This window comes from Laspinema sp. D2d (assembly GCF_025370755.1).
Classification (GTDB): Bacteria; Cyanobacteriota; Cyanobacteriia; order Cyanobacteriales; family Laspinemataceae; genus Laspinema.
The window spans coordinates 1-16,550 of the sequence record NZ_JAMXFC010000012.1 but is presented as its reverse complement, the minus strand read 5'-3'; the positions used below and the strand labels follow the sequence as shown (position 1 = coordinate 16,550).

The window sequence follows — 16,550 nt, the reverse complement described above, 5'->3', positions numbered from 1 at the left end:
GCTTTATAACTATAGCCCCACCCTGAAGGGTGCAGGGCTTTTTTATTGCACGTTCGTTTCTTCACCTAAGCGGGTAAACCGAATTTCAATCCGTCTTCTGCTTTCATCCGGGTTGGGATTGGCATTCCCAAAATCTCCTGTGGGAGACACCAATTGCGCCGCCGAATAGGGGCGAAATTGTAATCCTTGCAGCTTACCTTCGGTGCGTTGAATGGTTTGTAAAATTTGCACCACAGCTAACGCCCTCATTAATCCTAAATCCGCATTTGAACCCGGAACTAACTGTTCAACTTGGGTTGTCCCCACAGCAACTTGTGCTAAAGAACGGTCTAAATTACTGGAACTGGCATTATTCGGTTGTCCGTCCGTATGTCCAATGATTTCGATAACATTGATGTTATAAGCTGCGGCGTTGGCTTCAATTTGGGGGACTAATTGACTGCGGACATAAGTTTCTAAAGCATTGGGGAGTTCCGCACTCCCCGAGGAAAATTGATAAGCCCCGGTATCCCGAATCACAATAATTGGCGGGGCTTTTGGCGTCGCCATTTCTTGTTGCAATTGCCCTTGTAAGGTTTGGGTTTGAGCGGCTAAGGCGCGATTTTGGGCCGCTAAGGGGGCAAGTTGGGATTCCGCTAAGGTGGCGCGGTTTTGGGCACTGGTGAGGTCAATTTGGGTTCTCAGAAGCTGTTGGCGGAGGGCTTCTTCGGTTTCTCGCATACTGGAAATGGAGACTAAGGGTTTGATAATCGCCAGCAGCAGCAAGAAGCTGAGAATCATAAAAGCATTTGACATCAAGTCCGTAAATGCGGGCCAAATATCAAATTCTGGTGGCATTTCATGCCGCCTAGACCGGGATTTCATGGGGTATTTTCTCCGTTAATCAGGGTGAATTGGTGCGGGTTTAAATTTGCTTTGGGGGTGAGATTTTATGATAAAAATGGGGGGGGGTAACATTCAATTTTGTTTGAGCCTGCGTAGGCAGGGTTTGTCCCTGTAGCCCCACCCTTTAGGGTGTGGGTTTTTATTCATTTTTCAGGATTTTCTTCTTCCTCCCAGTTAACCAGTTGTGGGTTAAAGGGGTCATGGGAATTGTTGGCAGGAGGAGGACTCAACCGAGTGGGTGCCATTGCGGATTGTTCTTCGGATTCTAAATGTTTGACAACTTGGGCAAGTTGTGATTGTACCGCATTGAGGTCATTACCGAGTTTGGAAATGCGAGTGGTAACAGGATCAGTGGCGGGATTAATTGCATTACGATCGCCGAGGGAGGCGATGAGGCGATCGCCTAAAGTTTGCATTCCTCCTCTCATTTCTTCAGTAAACAGTTTCAGGGTTTCGACTAATTTATAAAGTTCGGTATGAACTTCGACAAAGCGATCGGTTCGGGTCGCTAACCGCTTTTGTAAGGTATCTAAGGTTTTGATGACTGAATGGAAAATTTGAGCGCTTTGCTGCATTTCTCCCACCACATCGGCTAATGCTTTTTGATTGTTTTGAGTGAGATTCAAAACTTGACCTGAATTCTTGCTTAATCCGGCGATTTCTTCCGATAGATGAATCGTTTCCTGACTGGTAGTTTGCAAAGAGGCGATCGCCAGTTGCAATGCCTGGGTAGATTGATTTAATACCGAGGCGGAACGCGCTAAATCCCGTTGGGTATTGGCTAAATTATCCGTGGAACTCGCCAGTTTATTGGCAAATTGGCTCTTTTCAAAGATTTGTGCCGACTCCCGAAACATGGTTGCACCGGACATCATAGAACTAGAGGATTCCATCAGGCGATTATAAACTTGAGTCGCGAGATGATTGGCTTGTCGGCTGCCTTCAGTAATTTGGTCTACGCTTTCCCCTAATGAGGAGGAAACCGCTTCTTTGACGGAGACAGAGAACTGATTGACAAAGCTAGAGAAGAGAGTTTCAAGGCGATCGACTGCTTTATCTAAAGGCGATCGGCGATTTAACGCAGGGCCATAAATATTATCAATATAATCTTCTAACGCGCTGATGAGTTGATATTTGGCAATACTGGTATTTCTAAGTAAATTAACCACGGTCAACAACGCACTACAAGCGACAGCGGTTAAGCTACTAATAAACGCTACCCCCATCCCTTGCAAGGGTCGTTGAACTTGTTGGACCAAGGCATCAATACTCCCTACACCAAACTCATTAATAGTTTGGCTAAGTTCGGCCAGGTTCATGGTAATTCCTAGGAACGTTCCCAACAGACCCAAGGAGAGTAAAAGATTGGGTAAAAACCGGCAGAAATAATCGATTTGTTCATTTTTGAGGAGATATTTACTATAAACCTGGTCGATTAATGCCCCGGTATTCATGTGTTCTAAGGCAGGATTAGACTCCTTGCATCTTAGCTCTATTTCTTCAACAATTCTTGGTTTTTTAGGGGGATTCGTGTCATAAATTAACCCTCTAACCCGAGAGGCTAAATAAATTAAATGTTGATAAACTCCCCACCGTAGAAATATCGTGATAAATGTCAAGACAATGAGGCTTAGAACAAATCCGAGTAAGTAGGGAGGCAACAGGACAGAATTGAATGACTCGATGAGCCCCAATACAAACGGTCCTTTAACGGGAGAGAGGAATTGACTCATGACGGATTAATACTGGGTTGATAATTGCAAAGCCTGTGGTAGCATTGACTCTACAGGCTAACCGGGCGGAATTTGCCCGAAAGAAATAGAAACAGTCAAGTTTCTGGCACTGGATTCGTCATAATTTCAATCCATCCTAACTCAAACCCGGATCAGTGGGGTATCAGCGATTGCTTAAAATCTCCGGTGAGGGATGAGATGAGGGGGACAAGAAACCGGGTTTCACCGCTCAAATTTGCTCCAGATTGGCAGAAATTTTGCACAGAAACCCGGTTTCTTATCTCTGCGGTACTGGCGCATCATTCTAGTCTAAATCTCGACGACCCTCCAATGCACGCGCTAAGGTGACTTCATCGGCATATTCCAAATCTCCTCCCATTGGCAACCCAAAGGCAATGCGAGTGACTCTGGTAAACGGTTTGAGTAATTGTCCCACATAAAGGGTCGTGGTTTCTCCCTCCACGCTGGGACTAATGGCGATAATCACTTCTTTGATTTGTTGTTGACTTACGCGCCTCACTAATGCTTGGATATTCAGTTGTTCGGGTCCAATGCCATCCATAGGCGAAATCACCCCACCCAGGACATGATATTTACCTCTAAATTCCCGAGTTTTTTCTAAGGCAATTAAGTCCCGAGAGTCGGAAACTACGCAAATCACATCGCGATCGCGATTGGGTGCACGACAGATTTCACAAATGGGTTCTGCACTCAAGTGAAAGCACTCTTTACAAAATCCCACTTGTTGTTTTGCTTCCACTAACGCTTTCGCCAATGCCTGAATTTCATCATCGGGTCGCTTCAGTAAATGGAGGGCCAGTCTTTGGGCGGATTTAGGGCCAATTCCTGGCAAACGTTGCAGTTGCTCGATTAAACGAGCTAAAGGACGAGTATAAACGGTCAGTCTCCTGTAGACTCCAAAAGATACTCTTCCATTTTACCCATTTTGGTTCCCCAATGAGCCGGAATTTAGGGCAAACAAGGAGGTTCCTGAAACCCCGTATTTCCCTTCGCGGCAACATGGCAGGAATACGTCAAAGAAGCGGAGTTATTTCCCTGATTATTTTCCAAGGTATTTCCCTTTCCTCCCCCTGTCCCTTTGGCTAATATTCCGCCATTGACAATATTATTAGCAATGGTGACATCTTCCATCACCCCAGGAGCATTATTGGTGTCGGCATTTACATAAATTAGCTCAATGTCCGTCAGTTCAGCATTGACTCGATTTCCGACAATTTCCACCTTTTTAATAGAGGGGATTTTGTACAGTCCAATATAAGTATTACCCTGATTATTCCGGAGAATCGCCCCATTCACTTCGGTTCCCCCGCAACATTCTTGAATCAAAATACCCTCTCCATCTACACTCAAATATTGAGTATTTCTGATTTTATGGCGATACACTTCATACTGATTTCCTTCAACCAAAACATTGGACCCGGACCAATCAATAGCCCGATTTTCTAAAGTGACTGCACCTTTTGCTTCTTTTAATCCCGTCGGGTCCGTCCACCATTGTTTTCCCTGTTCGTCGCGAACTTGATTATCTTGAATAACTAACCCATCTCCCGAGGCAGAAATGGCGACTCGCATGGTGTGGTAAACCCAGTTATCTCGAATTACAATTCCCGGTCGAAATAGACCCGGTTCTGTATTGGGATTGGCATTCTTTTGGAATCCCTCAGATTTTGATCGATTCACAACAATTCCATAGTGATTACCATAGTGGAAAGGAACTTTATTCCCTTCTGAGTAGGTGAGAATTTGTTCTCCTTGCAGAGGTTTTACTTGATACCCCGGTTGGCCATAGTTGTCGGTTATTTGGTCATTTATCCGATTATGACTAATTAAAATATTAGCCTTGGCATTAACTGTAATATTGGCAGCAAATCGATAACTATACCGTAACCAAGGACTTTGAAAAGAAGGGTCAGGAACTCGCGGGTCAGGTTCTGCCACATTGTTACTGCGAATGCCAAAAATGACAATATTTTGATTATTGCCATTATCCAAATCTCCCCGCAAGGAAATGGCGGCGCGATTGATATCCAAATGAACTAATCCAATATTACTATCCGTATCTCCCGCAGTAGTGGTGATGGTTTTAAAGGCAGTGTCATTGGGAGTGCCATTGCCAGAAAGTTGCGGTTCATATTTTGGGAATTGCAGTTTAGAGGGGGGATTAAATTCAGAGTTTTTGGCATCGGGGACTGAGGGAATCGCACCTCGAAGAATTACGCCATTCTTTAGGCTGATACTATCTTCAAAAGAATAAGTCCCAGCAGGAAAATAAACCACCCCTCCCCCATTTTCCGCTGCTGCATCGCGCGCGGCATTAAACCGGGATACCATCGTCCCTCCATCGAAGTCTTGGATATTATAGACGCAATTCCACTTAATTTGATTAGTCCAGGAATAGGAGGAATTAGAATACTGTTCAGCAATGGGATTATCTGTCGGTCCTCCCTGGGGACTGCCACAATTTGAGGCAACCTGTCTCGGGTTAATTGGCGGTTGTGGCGTTGATGTTGGGGTTGCTGCTTGAGTTGCAACAGTGATGGATTCCGAGGAGTTTGCTGAATTATCTGCTACTGAATTCGGCAAAATTGGGGGAGAATTTTCGGGGGAATTGCTGATATTTTTGCTATAACTAGAGATAGCATAACCGCCGAAAATCAGACTCAACGTGCAACCAGCAAGGCAGACAAATTGCCAGAATTTTTTCCACCGAGGACTGAGGCGATGTTTGGGTTGATTCATAATATTTTGTGATTAAAATTAGGGAGATGAGCGGAGATGCTTTTAATAGAATTACCGCCATGTTATGAAGGTTTTAAAATTTGCTGCCGGGTAGGGTAAAAATGGCTTATTGAGTCTCATCTTTAAAATAACATAACTGCCAATTTTGACCCGCGATCGCCACTGCTGCTACATAGTCGGGATGCAGGTGCAGTTCACTGATAAACCACTGGGATGCTAACTCGGAATTCTCCTTAATTCTCAGTAATTTGGCAGGCATCCCCGGGATTAGAGAGACCTCCACTTCGTCCAATCCTGCTAATCCATCACCTGTTGCCTTTAAATAAGCTTCTTTACGAGTCCAAGCATTCAAAAAAGCCGCTTGTTTTTGTGCCAATGGCAAAGCGGCGATTGCCTCTGCTTCTGCTGGAGTAAAAAACCGTTTTGCTAACTGTTCCGCATCGGATAAAGAACGAATTTGCTCTAAATCAATTCCCACAGGTTCGGAGGCGATCGCATATAGCGCTAATCCCCCCGAATGAGACAGATTAAAATGCAGATTCTGTTCAACATTTGCCAACATCGGTTTCCCCTTGGCACTGTACTGAAATTCTATCCCTTCCGGTGCAACCTGTAAATAATCTGCTAATAGCGATCGCAACCTCCCTCGTCCCACAATAAACCGATTGCGATCAGATTCAAAATGAAAGCGATCGGCCCTTTTCCGTTCATCCTCCGACAACATGGCTCGAAATTGGTGGATTTCTTCAGAATTGCGATCGAGTCTAACCCGCCAAACATGAACCTGTTGCGGCGATAATTTTATCTTTTCTGGGGAGAGTTTCCATTCTATAATCATGCAAGTTTGTAGTAATGATTGGAGCCGCTATTTCTTTTATTTCCTAGAAATACTTTGAGTCGTTATTCTTTTCGCAAAAATCTCATCTGCCTTTTATTTAACGCACCAGACGTTTGTGATTTTATGGCTGGATAAATGTCAAGAGATAGAAATTGCTTCAGTCGTCAATACCGGAACCTCTGAACTGTTTTCTTCAGGAATATGTTCCATTAAAATCTCCATCTTATTCAAAGCAATATTCCCAAAAATCGTCGCGAAGGCCACATCGGAAGCATCCCGTCCCGTTCCAATTCTAACAATGCCATTTTGAGGCGCTAACCGCGTGGCATCAAACAGATACCAACGCCCTCCTAAATATGCCTCAAAACACGCATGAAAATCAGGCGGATTTAACCCATAAGCATATCCTGCTACACATCGCGCTGGAATATTCAAGGCACGACAATAAGCGATCGCTAAATGAGCAAAATCCCGACAAACCCCAATCCGTTCGGTTGCTGTATCAAATGCGGAAGTATGAGAATTACTCGTTCCATACTCATAAATCACCTTTTCATAAATCCAATTACAAATCGCTGTTACCCTAGAATACCCGGGTGCCAACTCTCCAAATTCAGAAAGCGCCAAATAATGGAGGCGATCGGACTCGCAATACCGACTTGGATAAAGATAGTGGAACGTTTCCACGGGTAAATCTGCTGGCGGCACTTCAGCAATGGTAGTGGCATCCCCATAAAAGTGCGTCATTTCTACCGTTGCTTGATAGAAAATATTCAAATTTTTGCCCGCAGGGACATTCACTCGAAAATAGCGGTTCTCTACGATGGGGGTAACATATTCATCGATGGGAATATCTGGGTCGATAATTAATTGTTCACTGAGGATTTTCTGACAATGGGTTTCAACGACCCGGATATTAAAGACAAAGGTACTCAGGGATTCTACATTATAATTGAGCGTACACCCTAGTTTAAATTTCATATTTTTTAACGGGGGGATGGGGTAGAGTTGGGTTTAATTTTAGCATAATCGGGAGGGAAGCGGAAGTCTGGAGGTTTTTGGCTTTTTGGAGGGGGAGCATCGACAATAGCGAGCAAGATATGATATCTATAGTAGCCTAGGCGAATATGCTCCCGATGGATCTTTGTAAATCATCAGATCCGGTGCGAGTTTAAATACTCACCTAATAGCTTAAGTGGGTTAAACCCAACTAAGAAGATAATTTTAAGGGGTTGGTTTTGGGGACAAAATTGGAAATTAGGGTTTTTACAAAGCGAAATATGGGTTTAAACTCTAAAATGGTAATTATTGGTAGCAATCAGGAGGGCGATCGTGCAATTCATCACGTGGCAGTCTGGGAATAGTAATCCCATGATGGTTGAAAATTTCGAGACAATCCGGCAATGGTGGCGCAATCTCAATGGCAAAGAGATCACCTTGCGCCAGCGCATTCTATCGGAAAATGGCGATGTTCGGGAATTAGATTGGGAACCCCAACGCTTTGACGAAACTTTTGCGATCGCCAATCCCGATGTGCGTGGGATTACTCTCTATTGGCAAAAACCGGGAATGCCAGATGGACGCAATACCACAGTCCGACAACTGCAACTCGACTCCAAACGGCAGCAATTCTATATTTATCCCCAGTCCCAACCTACCTTGGTCATGCAAATAGGACTCGCTGCGTTAAAATATCAAACCTTAACTTTGAAAGATCCAGAAATTTTTGTAGAAGATAAGGAAACTTTAATTCTACGAGATACAACTCGATTAATCGAGGTTAAGCTTAAGCTGAATTCTGACATTATTTCGGGTTTGAAAGAACAATTACTAGAATAAAAACATCAAAACCCCCGGTGTATCTACGAACAACAATTTGTAACCCAGCTAAAGAAATTCCCTATCTTTGTTCCATGTAAACCATTCATTAATGTCTTTAGAAACTACAATGGTAAAAACTGAGCAATCCCCGAAAAAAGGGAAAAAACTGCCGTCAAAAGTTATTATTAAATTAGGAAAGTTTGTCTGGGAAACCCTATGGCAACAGATGATGTCTAAACTTGCACCGCGCAATCGGACGGGGGAATATATTCGCCCTACGAGCGAGTTTAGAAATTCCGTAGGAACCCAACCGGATAACCCCTATCCCCCAGCAAACGAACGGTATCGCCTGTATGTGGGATTAGGCTGTCCTTGGGCTCATCGAACCCTCGTGGTACGATCGCTTAAAGGATTAGAATCGGCCATTTCTGTTGCGATCGTCTCCCCCTCTCCCGATGCTGGAATCTGGGTCCTTGATCAACCCGAATATGGCTGTCAAACCCTCCCTGAACTCTATGCGATCGCCCGTCCCGGATATCAAGGACGCTGCACGGTTCCAGTCCTGTTTGATACGCAAACTCAGACGATTGTCAATAATGAAAGTGCGGAAATTATCATCATGCTAAACTCAGAATTTAATGAATTTAGCACCCATCCTGAACTCGATTTATATCCCGAACCCTTGCGAGATAAAATAGAATATTGGAACGATAAAATTTACCCCGCCATTAACAATGGCGTCTATCGCTGCGGATTTGCTCAAAGTCAAACTGCCTATGACAGCGCCTGCACTGAACTGTTTAATACCTTAGATGAAATCGATGCTGTTTTGTCAACCCATCGATACTTATGTGGAAACCAATTAACCCTAGCCGATGTGCGGCTATTTACTACTTTATTTCGCTTTGATATCGTCTATCACGGACTCTTTAAGTGCAATAAACGCCGCATCCAAGACTATCAAAATCTCGGAGGATATCTGCGAGATATCTATCAACTCCCCGGCGTAGCTGACACCTGCGACCTTGATAGTATTAAACGAGACTATTACGGCAATCTCTTCCCCTTAAATCCTGGGGGAATTATTCCCTTGGGACCAACTATCACTAACTTACAAGAACCCCACAATCGTGAAGTTTTAAGCCATTCTGTAAGTTCGTCCTAACGACTTTGAATTGTAATTTCTCAAGGTTCATAGTAATCATTGAAATGGTTTTTATGAACCTTGAATACTAGGGTTCTCGGGATTTTAAAAACCGATCGCCTTCAACATTGCTAGATGCTTGTTCAAGGGTGCGATCGTATTGGCAGCGATCGCCCCACTGGCGGCAACAGCAGGTAACCCAATTCCGGGAAAGGTGGAATCCCCACAGCAGAACAACCCCGATAACGGCGTCGTTGGACCCGGAAAAAAGCCGCTTCCCGCAGCAATGGCAGGACCATAAGAACCGCGATCGCGACGTAAAAACCGCTCATGGGTCAATGGGGTTCCCACCAAAGTTACCTCACATCGCTGACGAATATCCGGAATAATCCGTTCTAATCCTTGCCACATCACCTCCGCCCGTTCTTGCTTCAAGTTTTGATACGCTGCACTATTGCGCTCAAGTCCCGCCCATAAGTGATAAGGTTCATTCCCCGGTGTATAAACATGAATGGCGTGCTTTCCCGGTGGGGCGAGGGACGGGTCTAACACTGAGGGAATGGAGACTAAAACGACATTTTGCGGGGCTGTCACTCCTTGACTCCAATCGTTAACAATGATATAATGACAGGCTAAATCCGCCGGTAATCCAGCGGCATCAATGCCGAGGTGGAGGTGCATAAAACTCTCACAAGCCGGAGTCGCTTGACGACGACTGCGAAATGATTTGGGAACCGCCTCCTGGGGTAACAATTTCAACGTATCCCATACCGACGCATTAGACACCACCGCTTGACTCGCTTTAATCACCTTCCCCCCACGCAGACGCACACCAACCGCGCGTGAGGCGAAGCTATCCCGAAGGGAATCGCCTGACACTAGCACTTGTTCTACATGAGCATTCAGGCGCAACCGTCCCCCGTGTTTTTCCAGTCCCCGGACCAAAGCATCTGCGATCGCCCCACTGCCGCCTATCGGGTACTCTAGCACAACCCCGGGTCGGTACCATTCCGCAAACATAAACGCCATTTCAGCGGCGCTAGTCCCCGATGCAGGCAGTCCAGAGAGCAGAAAACAGAGCAAATCCAACCAGTTGCGGATGAACGGGTCCTGAATCACCTCATCCATGACTCGACTAAAGGGCCCGGTAAGTTTGACGATGTTCCCTAAATGTGAGACCGCAGCCGGTGCAAAACGTGCCGTGGCGATCGCCGCCCCCCAATCCCAACGCAAAGCAGTCGGAGGAATCGCCTTCGCTGCTGCCGATAACGGTTCCATAACTTGTTGCAGCCTCCGCCATTCCTGAACCGCGCCACTACCTCGCACCTGTTGCAGCACCTCACAAAACGGGTCTGCACCCACGGCAATCTTCAACTCTCCTTCCGGAAGATAGCAGCCCCAAGTATCATAAGTTAGACAAGGTACAGTCTCCCCGATTGCATCCAACACTTGCTTAAGTGGGTGAGCCGAGGCAGAGTCACACAAGCCCGAATGCAACGATGGACCCGAATCAAACGTATATCCCTGGCGAGAAAACCCATGCGCTGCACCCCCCGGAATACTATGACTCTCACAAACCGTCACCGCAAATCCATAATGTGCCAACAATGCAGCACAGCACAATCCGCCAATTCCACTCCCGATCACCACAACATCAGTGAGTTCTTCTTCAGACGGAGGAGTAACAGAATCTAAGGGTTTAGAAACAGGCGTCACAGTTACTTAATCAGACAGTCAGGACAGGATTTACCCATGATATCAGCAACGGGGATGTTCCGCTTACCTATCCGGAAGCAGCGGCAGCAGGCACGGGAGTCTCCGCTGGGGTTGCCGGTTGAGTTGCTTCCTCTAAAATCCGATAACGTCCAAATGTAACCTGTTTACCAACGTCTCCAGCAACCCAGTCACTCCCGTTCCAGCGTTTCAAATTCTCAAAGACTTCTGGGTTTTCATACCGCCAAACGTTACGAGTTGGACCAACATCATCAACGGAACTCGATTCAGCCGTTGTAAACTCGATATGCCCTTGACTATTCGTCGTCACTCGGGTAACAATGCGGATATGACCCGGTTTGTGCATCGTATCTCCCGGACGGAGGTCCTGTGGACGTGAGACCCTGGAAAAACGACGGTTTCCACCCCGTAGGGAAATCGAACCCGTATTAGACGGATTGAGAGTTTCCGCCGATGACAAGGGTGCAGATCTCACTTGTTCCATGACCTGATTAAGGGCTTGTGCGACAAAACCAGAACAATCAATTCCGATGCCATAGCGAACTAACCAGTTGCGTAAATCCTCCGAGGTGGGATGGCTGGAACCCTCTTGAGCTTCCACTAAACCGCGATCGACCGCTTGCTGTAAAATCACTTGGATGTCTTCGGGGGTCGATTTCCCCACTAATGCTCGCCGTCTCCCCATTCCACCCCGGCGATGAGTGGTTGGGCGTCTAATTTCATCAAGCAAACTCTTGACTTCTGTGCGGGCATTCTGGCGATTGTCCAAGGCTGTTTGCTTGCGTTCCACGCCCTCCGCATCTTTATTGATAAAATAGGGTGGATGTACCGTGACGGGTTCCATTCGTTCTCGGCATTGGGTTCCCGTATCTTCCACCCATCGCACAATGATAGTAATATTAGAGAAGCGTTGGAGGAAGCTTTCGAGTTGTTGGGTAATCATCGATTCCCAATCGTCCTCACCGGAGGGGACAACGGGGGCGGAAAGGGCATTGTCTGGGGGCAGAGGGTCGCGTTGGATCAGCGATCGCCGAATCGGTGTGGAGTTTCTGTTTCCGGTTTGTTGCACAACGTGAGTTAACTCGTGTGCGAGTAAAGTTTGCCCGCTTTGGGTTTGGGGATTATATTGTCCCGTATTAAAAAAAATGTCTCTGCCGGTGGTAAAAGCGCGGGCGTTCAGAGAACCGCTGAGGCGTTCAGCGGTGGAATCTGCATGAATCTTGACCCCTTGAAAGTCTGCGCCAAAGGCTTGTTCCATTGACTCACGAACCCGGTTATCTAGGGGTTGTCCGCTACTGCGCGATCGCTCGATAGTCTGTTCTACCCCCTGATCCACTGAAGCCTCGTTCCCACCAGCGATCGCCTCGGAACTCAATGAGGCTCGATTCACCAAAGGGACTGCATCTACGGTCGGCTGAGGTTGAATCTGAGGGGGCTGAAGTCCGGGGATTCCCTGCTCTCTCACAAATTCGGGTAGATGTTCTGGGGTCGGTTTGGCTTGGATCCGGAGATCTCGGATTTGACTGAATCCGGTTTTCCTTGGTGACATCGCTGTAGCAGCAGATGCCATCCCGTAATCGGGGATGAGATAGCGCAGCCGGGAAGAATCAGCCCTCCCTTCATCATTGGGACTAGGGAGACGACGGGCGATCGCCTGCTCATGTTCAGAGGGGGCGACTGGTTTTGCCTGTACTGTAAAACCACGGGCAGTCCAAGGCAATTCTTTTTTTGGACCCGCCGCAGTTCCGGAGGAGGAGTGGTGGACGCGATGGTAAATCATAAGCCAGCCTCTCGGAGTGAATACACTCTAGGAGAAGAATTTTATAAAGTTAGCCCATTCCCTAGGCCGATGTCCTCCCCCAAAAGGCATATTTTTTAGAGAGGCAGAGACCGAGTAGGTTATACAAAAGTCTGCGGTGAGGGGGACGCGAATATTGATTTTGGATTGACTGTGGCGATCGGCGACTAATTACTGCAATCTATTTCCAGGGGAAATAGGCAAGTGAGCTTTAATTACTTGCGGCTTTTCCAATATCCAGGCTCACGACTACAATGCATGACTGCCAAAATTAGGAGGTAGTCTGGCTCAATTGTGTAGAGAACACTATACGGAAATCTGCGCGCCATACATCGCCGAACATCTTCGTCATCAACTACAGCATAGCGGGTTGGAGACTCCCTGATCCGATAGACTGTATTTTTGATCGCGCTGATGAATGCTTGCGCGACCTCAACCCCCTGCTCGTTCGTTGTAATATTGAACCGCTTCAGCATATTCAGCCAGAGCTTCAGGAGGAAAAATATACTTCATGACTCAATCAGCCGTCTGACTTGCGCTAAAGCCTCTTCACCGGAAATGGGCTGAACCGAGCCATTTCGGACCTCATCTCTCCGGCGCTGGGCTTCAGTCACCCAAGCTGCCTGAATTGCTGAGTCAGCACTGAACTCCAAACTCTCCACTAATTTATCAGCGAGAACTGTTCTCACTTCACTAGGCAGGGATAATATTTCCTCAGTCAGTTGCTCAATTGACCGCATAATTTTTTCCAGAACATTGAACTTTAAAATCGACATTGTAACAGATTTCGGTCGAGTTCAGTAGGGTGTAGTATTTCTCCAGTTTTTTATCTACCCCATTTCCTTCTCTATCACTTTTAACATTGTATCTGCTGCCTCATCCGCACTATAAGGCGACCACACGGGATAAGATTGCTCAGACTGAATCAGACTGGTTTCCTGCTGGGCTAATTCTGAGAGCAGAATCTGCATGATATAGAACTGATCTGAACGACTCAGCGATCTCAAGGTCGAGATTAATTCTGATGACACCATGTCACACACTCCGGTTAAGTCAGATTCAAGTTTCTATTTTAATGGGTTCCCTCCGTTGCGGTGAAATTCATGAACCGGGATAGCGCTGTTCGTACCTACTTCTTGCTGACAAATCGTGTCCAAGTTGATGAACCTTCAGTAAAATAGGTGCAGTGGTGGAGGGAGAGGGTATGGATCCGAAGCAGAGGCTCAAGATAAATCGAAGCTTATTGGGTAAAACGGCGCTACTGGGGTTGGGGGCTGTGTGGGCTCTAGTAGAGGCGGTGAATCCTGAGACAAAAGTGGTATTGACTGTGACGAGTGAGATTCTCGGCACCTTGGTGACAAATGGGATCACGTCGTTGCTAGAGGGGTTTCGCAATCATGGGGAGGTGTTGCGGAATGAGGATTTAGCGAAGGCGGCGGGACGGACGGTGGGGAAAACCTTAGAGAAGCACATCATCCCCCAGTTTCCGAAGTTGCGCGCCGGATTGCATGGGTTAGCGGATAGGGTGGAAGACTATTGGTTGGAGCGGGTGCAGCGCATCAATGTGTTTGAAACGTTGCAGGAGGAGCAGCTTTATCACCTGTTTAGCCAAGCACCGGAAGGGTTCAGCAATTACCAGGTTTTGACGGGGGACGAGTGGCAGGAGTTGAGTGAGGATTTGGTGGCGTGGGGCTGTGAGCGGGGGATTTTGCCTGGGGAAAGGGCGGAGTATGGGGATGTGGTGGCGGAGTTGGCGGGGGAGTTGGCGGCGAATTTTGGCAAGTATTTGCGTCAGGTGTTGAAGGATGACCCGAAAGGGTTTGCCGGGATGATATTGGATTTGCATGGGGCAACTTTGGCGCAGCTTCAGGAAATTCAGCAGTATTTGCCGAAGTTGGCGCACCGGGAAGATGTGGAGCGGGTGCTGAGTAGCTTAGATGAGAATTTCTTGCGCCAGACGCGACAGTTAGAGCGCATGGAAGGCAAGATTGACCGAATGGCAGGGGGTGAAGGGGCAACTGCTGCACCCCGTTCCCGGTTGTTTAATGTGCCGTCCTTGCCTCTGAAGTTTTTGCCGCGATCAGAGGAGGTTGAGGCGATTAAAGCCAAGCTGCTGGGAACGGAGTCCCAAACTTTGGTGATGACGGGGGTGGCCCAGCGGGTGGGTGTGCAGGGGATGGGCGGCATTGGTAAGTCGGTGCTGGCGGCGGCGGTGGCGCGGGATGAAGCGGTGGGAGAACGGTTTCCCGATGGGGTGCTGTGGGTGACCTTGGGGCAAGAACCGAACGTGAAAGCGCGATTGGTGGACTGTGTGGGCTATTTTACCGGGACGCTTCCCTATTTTGAGGATTTGCCCCAGGGGAAAGCGGCACTGGCGCAACAGTTGGAGGGGCGCGCTTGTTTATTGGTGTTGGATGATGTTTGGCAGAAGTCCCACGCGGAGGCGTTTTACGGGTTGGGGCCACGGTGTCAATTGTTATTGACGACCCGGGATGGGAAGTTAGTGACGGGGTTGACGAACCAAGGTCATGAGGTGGGGCTATTGTCGGAGGAGCAGGGGTTAGAGTTGGTAGCGGAGTGGGCGGGGGAAGACCGGGGAGGATTGCCATCGGAGGCGGTGAAGGTGGTGCGGGAATGTGGCTATTTGCCTTTGGCGGTAGCAATCGCCGGGGCGATGGTTTGTGGGAACGGGCCAAACCGTTGGCGCAATGTGCTGGAAAAATTGAGAGCAGCGGATTTAGCCCGGATTGCCTTCGAGTTCCCGAATTATCCTCATCCCGATTTGCTGAAGGTGCTGCAAGTGAGTGTAGATGCGTTGCCGTCAGATAAGGCGACTCGGTATCTGGATTTGGCGATTTTCCCGGAGGATACGCCGATTCCCGAGGGAGTGCTGGAAATTTTCTGGGGGGCGATCGGGCTGAATGCCTCGGCGGTGTCGGAGGTGGTGAATGATTTGGTGGCGAAGTCGTTGCTATTGCGGGATGAGTCGGATCGGCTGAGTCTGCACGATTTGCAGGTGGATTATGTGCGCCAACAGGCGGGGGATTTGACGGCGCGTCAGGAGCAGTTTTTCGCCGCTTATGGTCAACGCTATCCCGAAGGCTATCACGAGGCGACGGCGGATGAGTATTTTGCTCGCTACGCCATTCGTCACCATCTCCAAGTTTGCCCACACCACATCCCACCGCTGTTACTGGATTTTCCCTGGTTGCAGGGGAAGATAGAGCGCCTAGGAGTAGGGGCGGTGTTGGCGGATTTTGAGGCAGTTCCAGAGGCTGTGGCAAGTCGGGCCCTGGGGCTAGTGGGGGAGGCGGTGCGGTTGTCCGCCCATGTGGTGCAGCAGGATACCAGCCAACTGGCGGGGCAACTCTGGGGGCGGTTGTTGTCTTTTGCAGAGATGACCCCCCCTCAACCTCCCTATCGCTATTTCTGGGAGCGGATTCCGGGCATTGGTCCGCATTTACCTAAGTATCCGGCGACTCCCCAAAGGGAGACGTTCCCCGCCATCACCCAACTGCTGACCCAGGCGCAACAATGTCAAAGAAAACCCTGGATTCGTCCTCTTTTTCCTAACCTCGCCCCTCCCGGCGGGCCCTTAATTCGCACCCTCACGGGGCATAGTGGCGAGGTAAATGCCGTAGCCATCAGCGGCGATGGGCAACGGGTGGTTTCCGGTTCAAACGATAACACCCTGAAAGTGTGGAATCTGGCCACCGGGGAGGAGGAACGCACCCTCACCGGGCATAGTGACTGGGTAGGGGCCGTAGCCATCAGCGGCGATGGGCAACGGGTGGTTTCCGGTTCAAACGATAACACCCTGAAAGTGTGGAATCTGGC

General features: G+C 48.1%; 14 protein-coding genes. 3 read left to right on the top strand and 11 right to left on the bottom strand.

The genetic code is table 11. The annotated features are described in order from the left end of the window. Window positions 1–42 precede the first annotated feature (42 nt). The 6 genes from NG796_RS10415 to NG796_RS10390 all read right to left on the bottom strand — a co-directional run bounded on the left by NG796_RS10415 (window position 43) and on the right by NG796_RS10390 (window position 7,197). On the bottom strand, window positions 43–864 hold the full coding sequence (locus NG796_RS10415; protein WP_261206503.1) for a hypothetical protein: 822 nt from the start codon (window positions 862–864) through the stop codon (window positions 43–45). A gap of 164 nt (window positions 865–1,028) precedes the next feature. Beyond that, the gene (locus NG796_RS10410; RefSeq protein ID WP_261206502.1) at window positions 1,029–2,618 is read right to left on the bottom strand and encodes a hypothetical protein; all 1,590 of its coding nucleotides are present in this window, start codon (window positions 2,616–2,618) and stop codon (window positions 1,029–1,031) included. Between the two features lie 304 nt (window positions 2,619–2,922). Further along, the gene (gene recR / locus NG796_RS10405; protein WP_261206624.1) at window positions 2,923–3,522 is read right to left on the bottom strand and encodes a recombination mediator RecR; all 600 of its coding nucleotides are present in this window, start codon (window positions 3,520–3,522) and stop codon (window positions 2,923–2,925) included. A gap of 65 nt (window positions 3,523–3,587) precedes the next feature. After that, window positions 3,588–5,378: a glycoside hydrolase family 55 protein gene (locus tag NG796_RS10400; RefSeq protein ID WP_261206500.1), complete on the bottom strand. Its 1,791-nt coding sequence runs from the start codon at window positions 5,376–5,378 to the stop codon at window positions 3,588–3,590. A gap of 106 nt (window positions 5,379–5,484) precedes the next feature. Continuing rightward, window positions 5,485–6,216: a 4'-phosphopantetheinyl transferase family protein gene (locus NG796_RS10395; protein WP_261206499.1), complete on the bottom strand. Its 732-nt coding sequence runs from the start codon at window positions 6,214–6,216 to the stop codon at window positions 5,485–5,487. Window positions 6,217–6,354: 138 nt separating this feature from the next. After that, on the bottom strand, window positions 6,355–7,197 hold the full coding sequence (locus tag NG796_RS10390) for a transglutaminase-like domain-containing protein (RefSeq protein WP_261206498.1): 843 nt from the start codon (window positions 7,195–7,197) through the stop codon (window positions 6,355–6,357). Window positions 7,198–7,548: 351 nt separating this feature from the next. On the opposite strand from NG796_RS10390, the gene NG796_RS10385 reads away from it, so the two are divergent. After that, window positions 7,549–8,055, top strand: coding sequence for a hypothetical protein (locus NG796_RS10385; RefSeq protein WP_261206497.1), 507 nt, complete (start codon window positions 7,549–7,551; stop codon window positions 8,053–8,055). A gap of 91 nt (window positions 8,056–8,146) precedes the next feature. Further along, on the top strand, window positions 8,147–9,202 hold the full coding sequence (locus NG796_RS10380; protein ID WP_261206496.1) for a glutathione S-transferase family protein: 1,056 nt from the start codon (window positions 8,147–8,149) through the stop codon (window positions 9,200–9,202). A gap of 84 nt (window positions 9,203–9,286) precedes the next feature. Here NG796_RS10380 and NG796_RS10375 read toward each other — a convergent pair whose 3' ends face one another. From NG796_RS10375 to NG796_RS10355, 5 genes are all read right to left on the bottom strand, one after another. Further along, a complete protein-coding gene (locus tag NG796_RS10375) occupies window positions 9,287–10,897 on the bottom strand; it encodes a phytoene desaturase family protein (protein ID WP_261206495.1) in 1,611 nt (536 codons plus the stop codon). 67 nt (window positions 10,898–10,964) lie between these two features. Continuing rightward, entirely contained in the window at window positions 10,965–12,695 is a 1,731-nt protein-coding gene (locus tag NG796_RS10370) for a DUF4157 domain-containing protein (protein WP_261206493.1), read from the bottom strand. Window positions 12,696–12,928: 233 nt separating this feature from the next. Beyond that, window positions 12,929–13,189, bottom strand: coding sequence for a type II toxin-antitoxin system RelE/ParE family toxin (locus NG796_RS10365; RefSeq protein WP_261206491.1), 261 nt, complete (start codon window positions 13,187–13,189; stop codon window positions 12,929–12,931). A 33-nt stretch (window positions 13,190–13,222) separates the two neighbouring features. After that, window positions 13,223–13,453, bottom strand: a complete 231-nt coding sequence (locus tag NG796_RS10360) for an addiction module protein (RefSeq protein WP_261206489.1) — start codon at window positions 13,451–13,453, stop codon at window positions 13,223–13,225. A gap of 90 nt (window positions 13,454–13,543) precedes the next feature. Next, the gene (locus tag NG796_RS10355) at window positions 13,544–13,747 is read right to left on the bottom strand and encodes a hypothetical protein (RefSeq protein ID WP_261206487.1); all 204 of its coding nucleotides are present in this window, start codon (window positions 13,745–13,747) and stop codon (window positions 13,544–13,546) included. A gap of 242 nt (window positions 13,748–13,989) precedes the next feature. Between NG796_RS10355 and NG796_RS10350 the strand changes: the two genes are divergently transcribed. Then, window positions 13,990–16,550, top strand: a 2,561-nt coding sequence (locus NG796_RS10350) for an NB-ARC domain-containing protein (RefSeq protein WP_261206485.1), incomplete at its 3' end; no start/stop codon positions are given.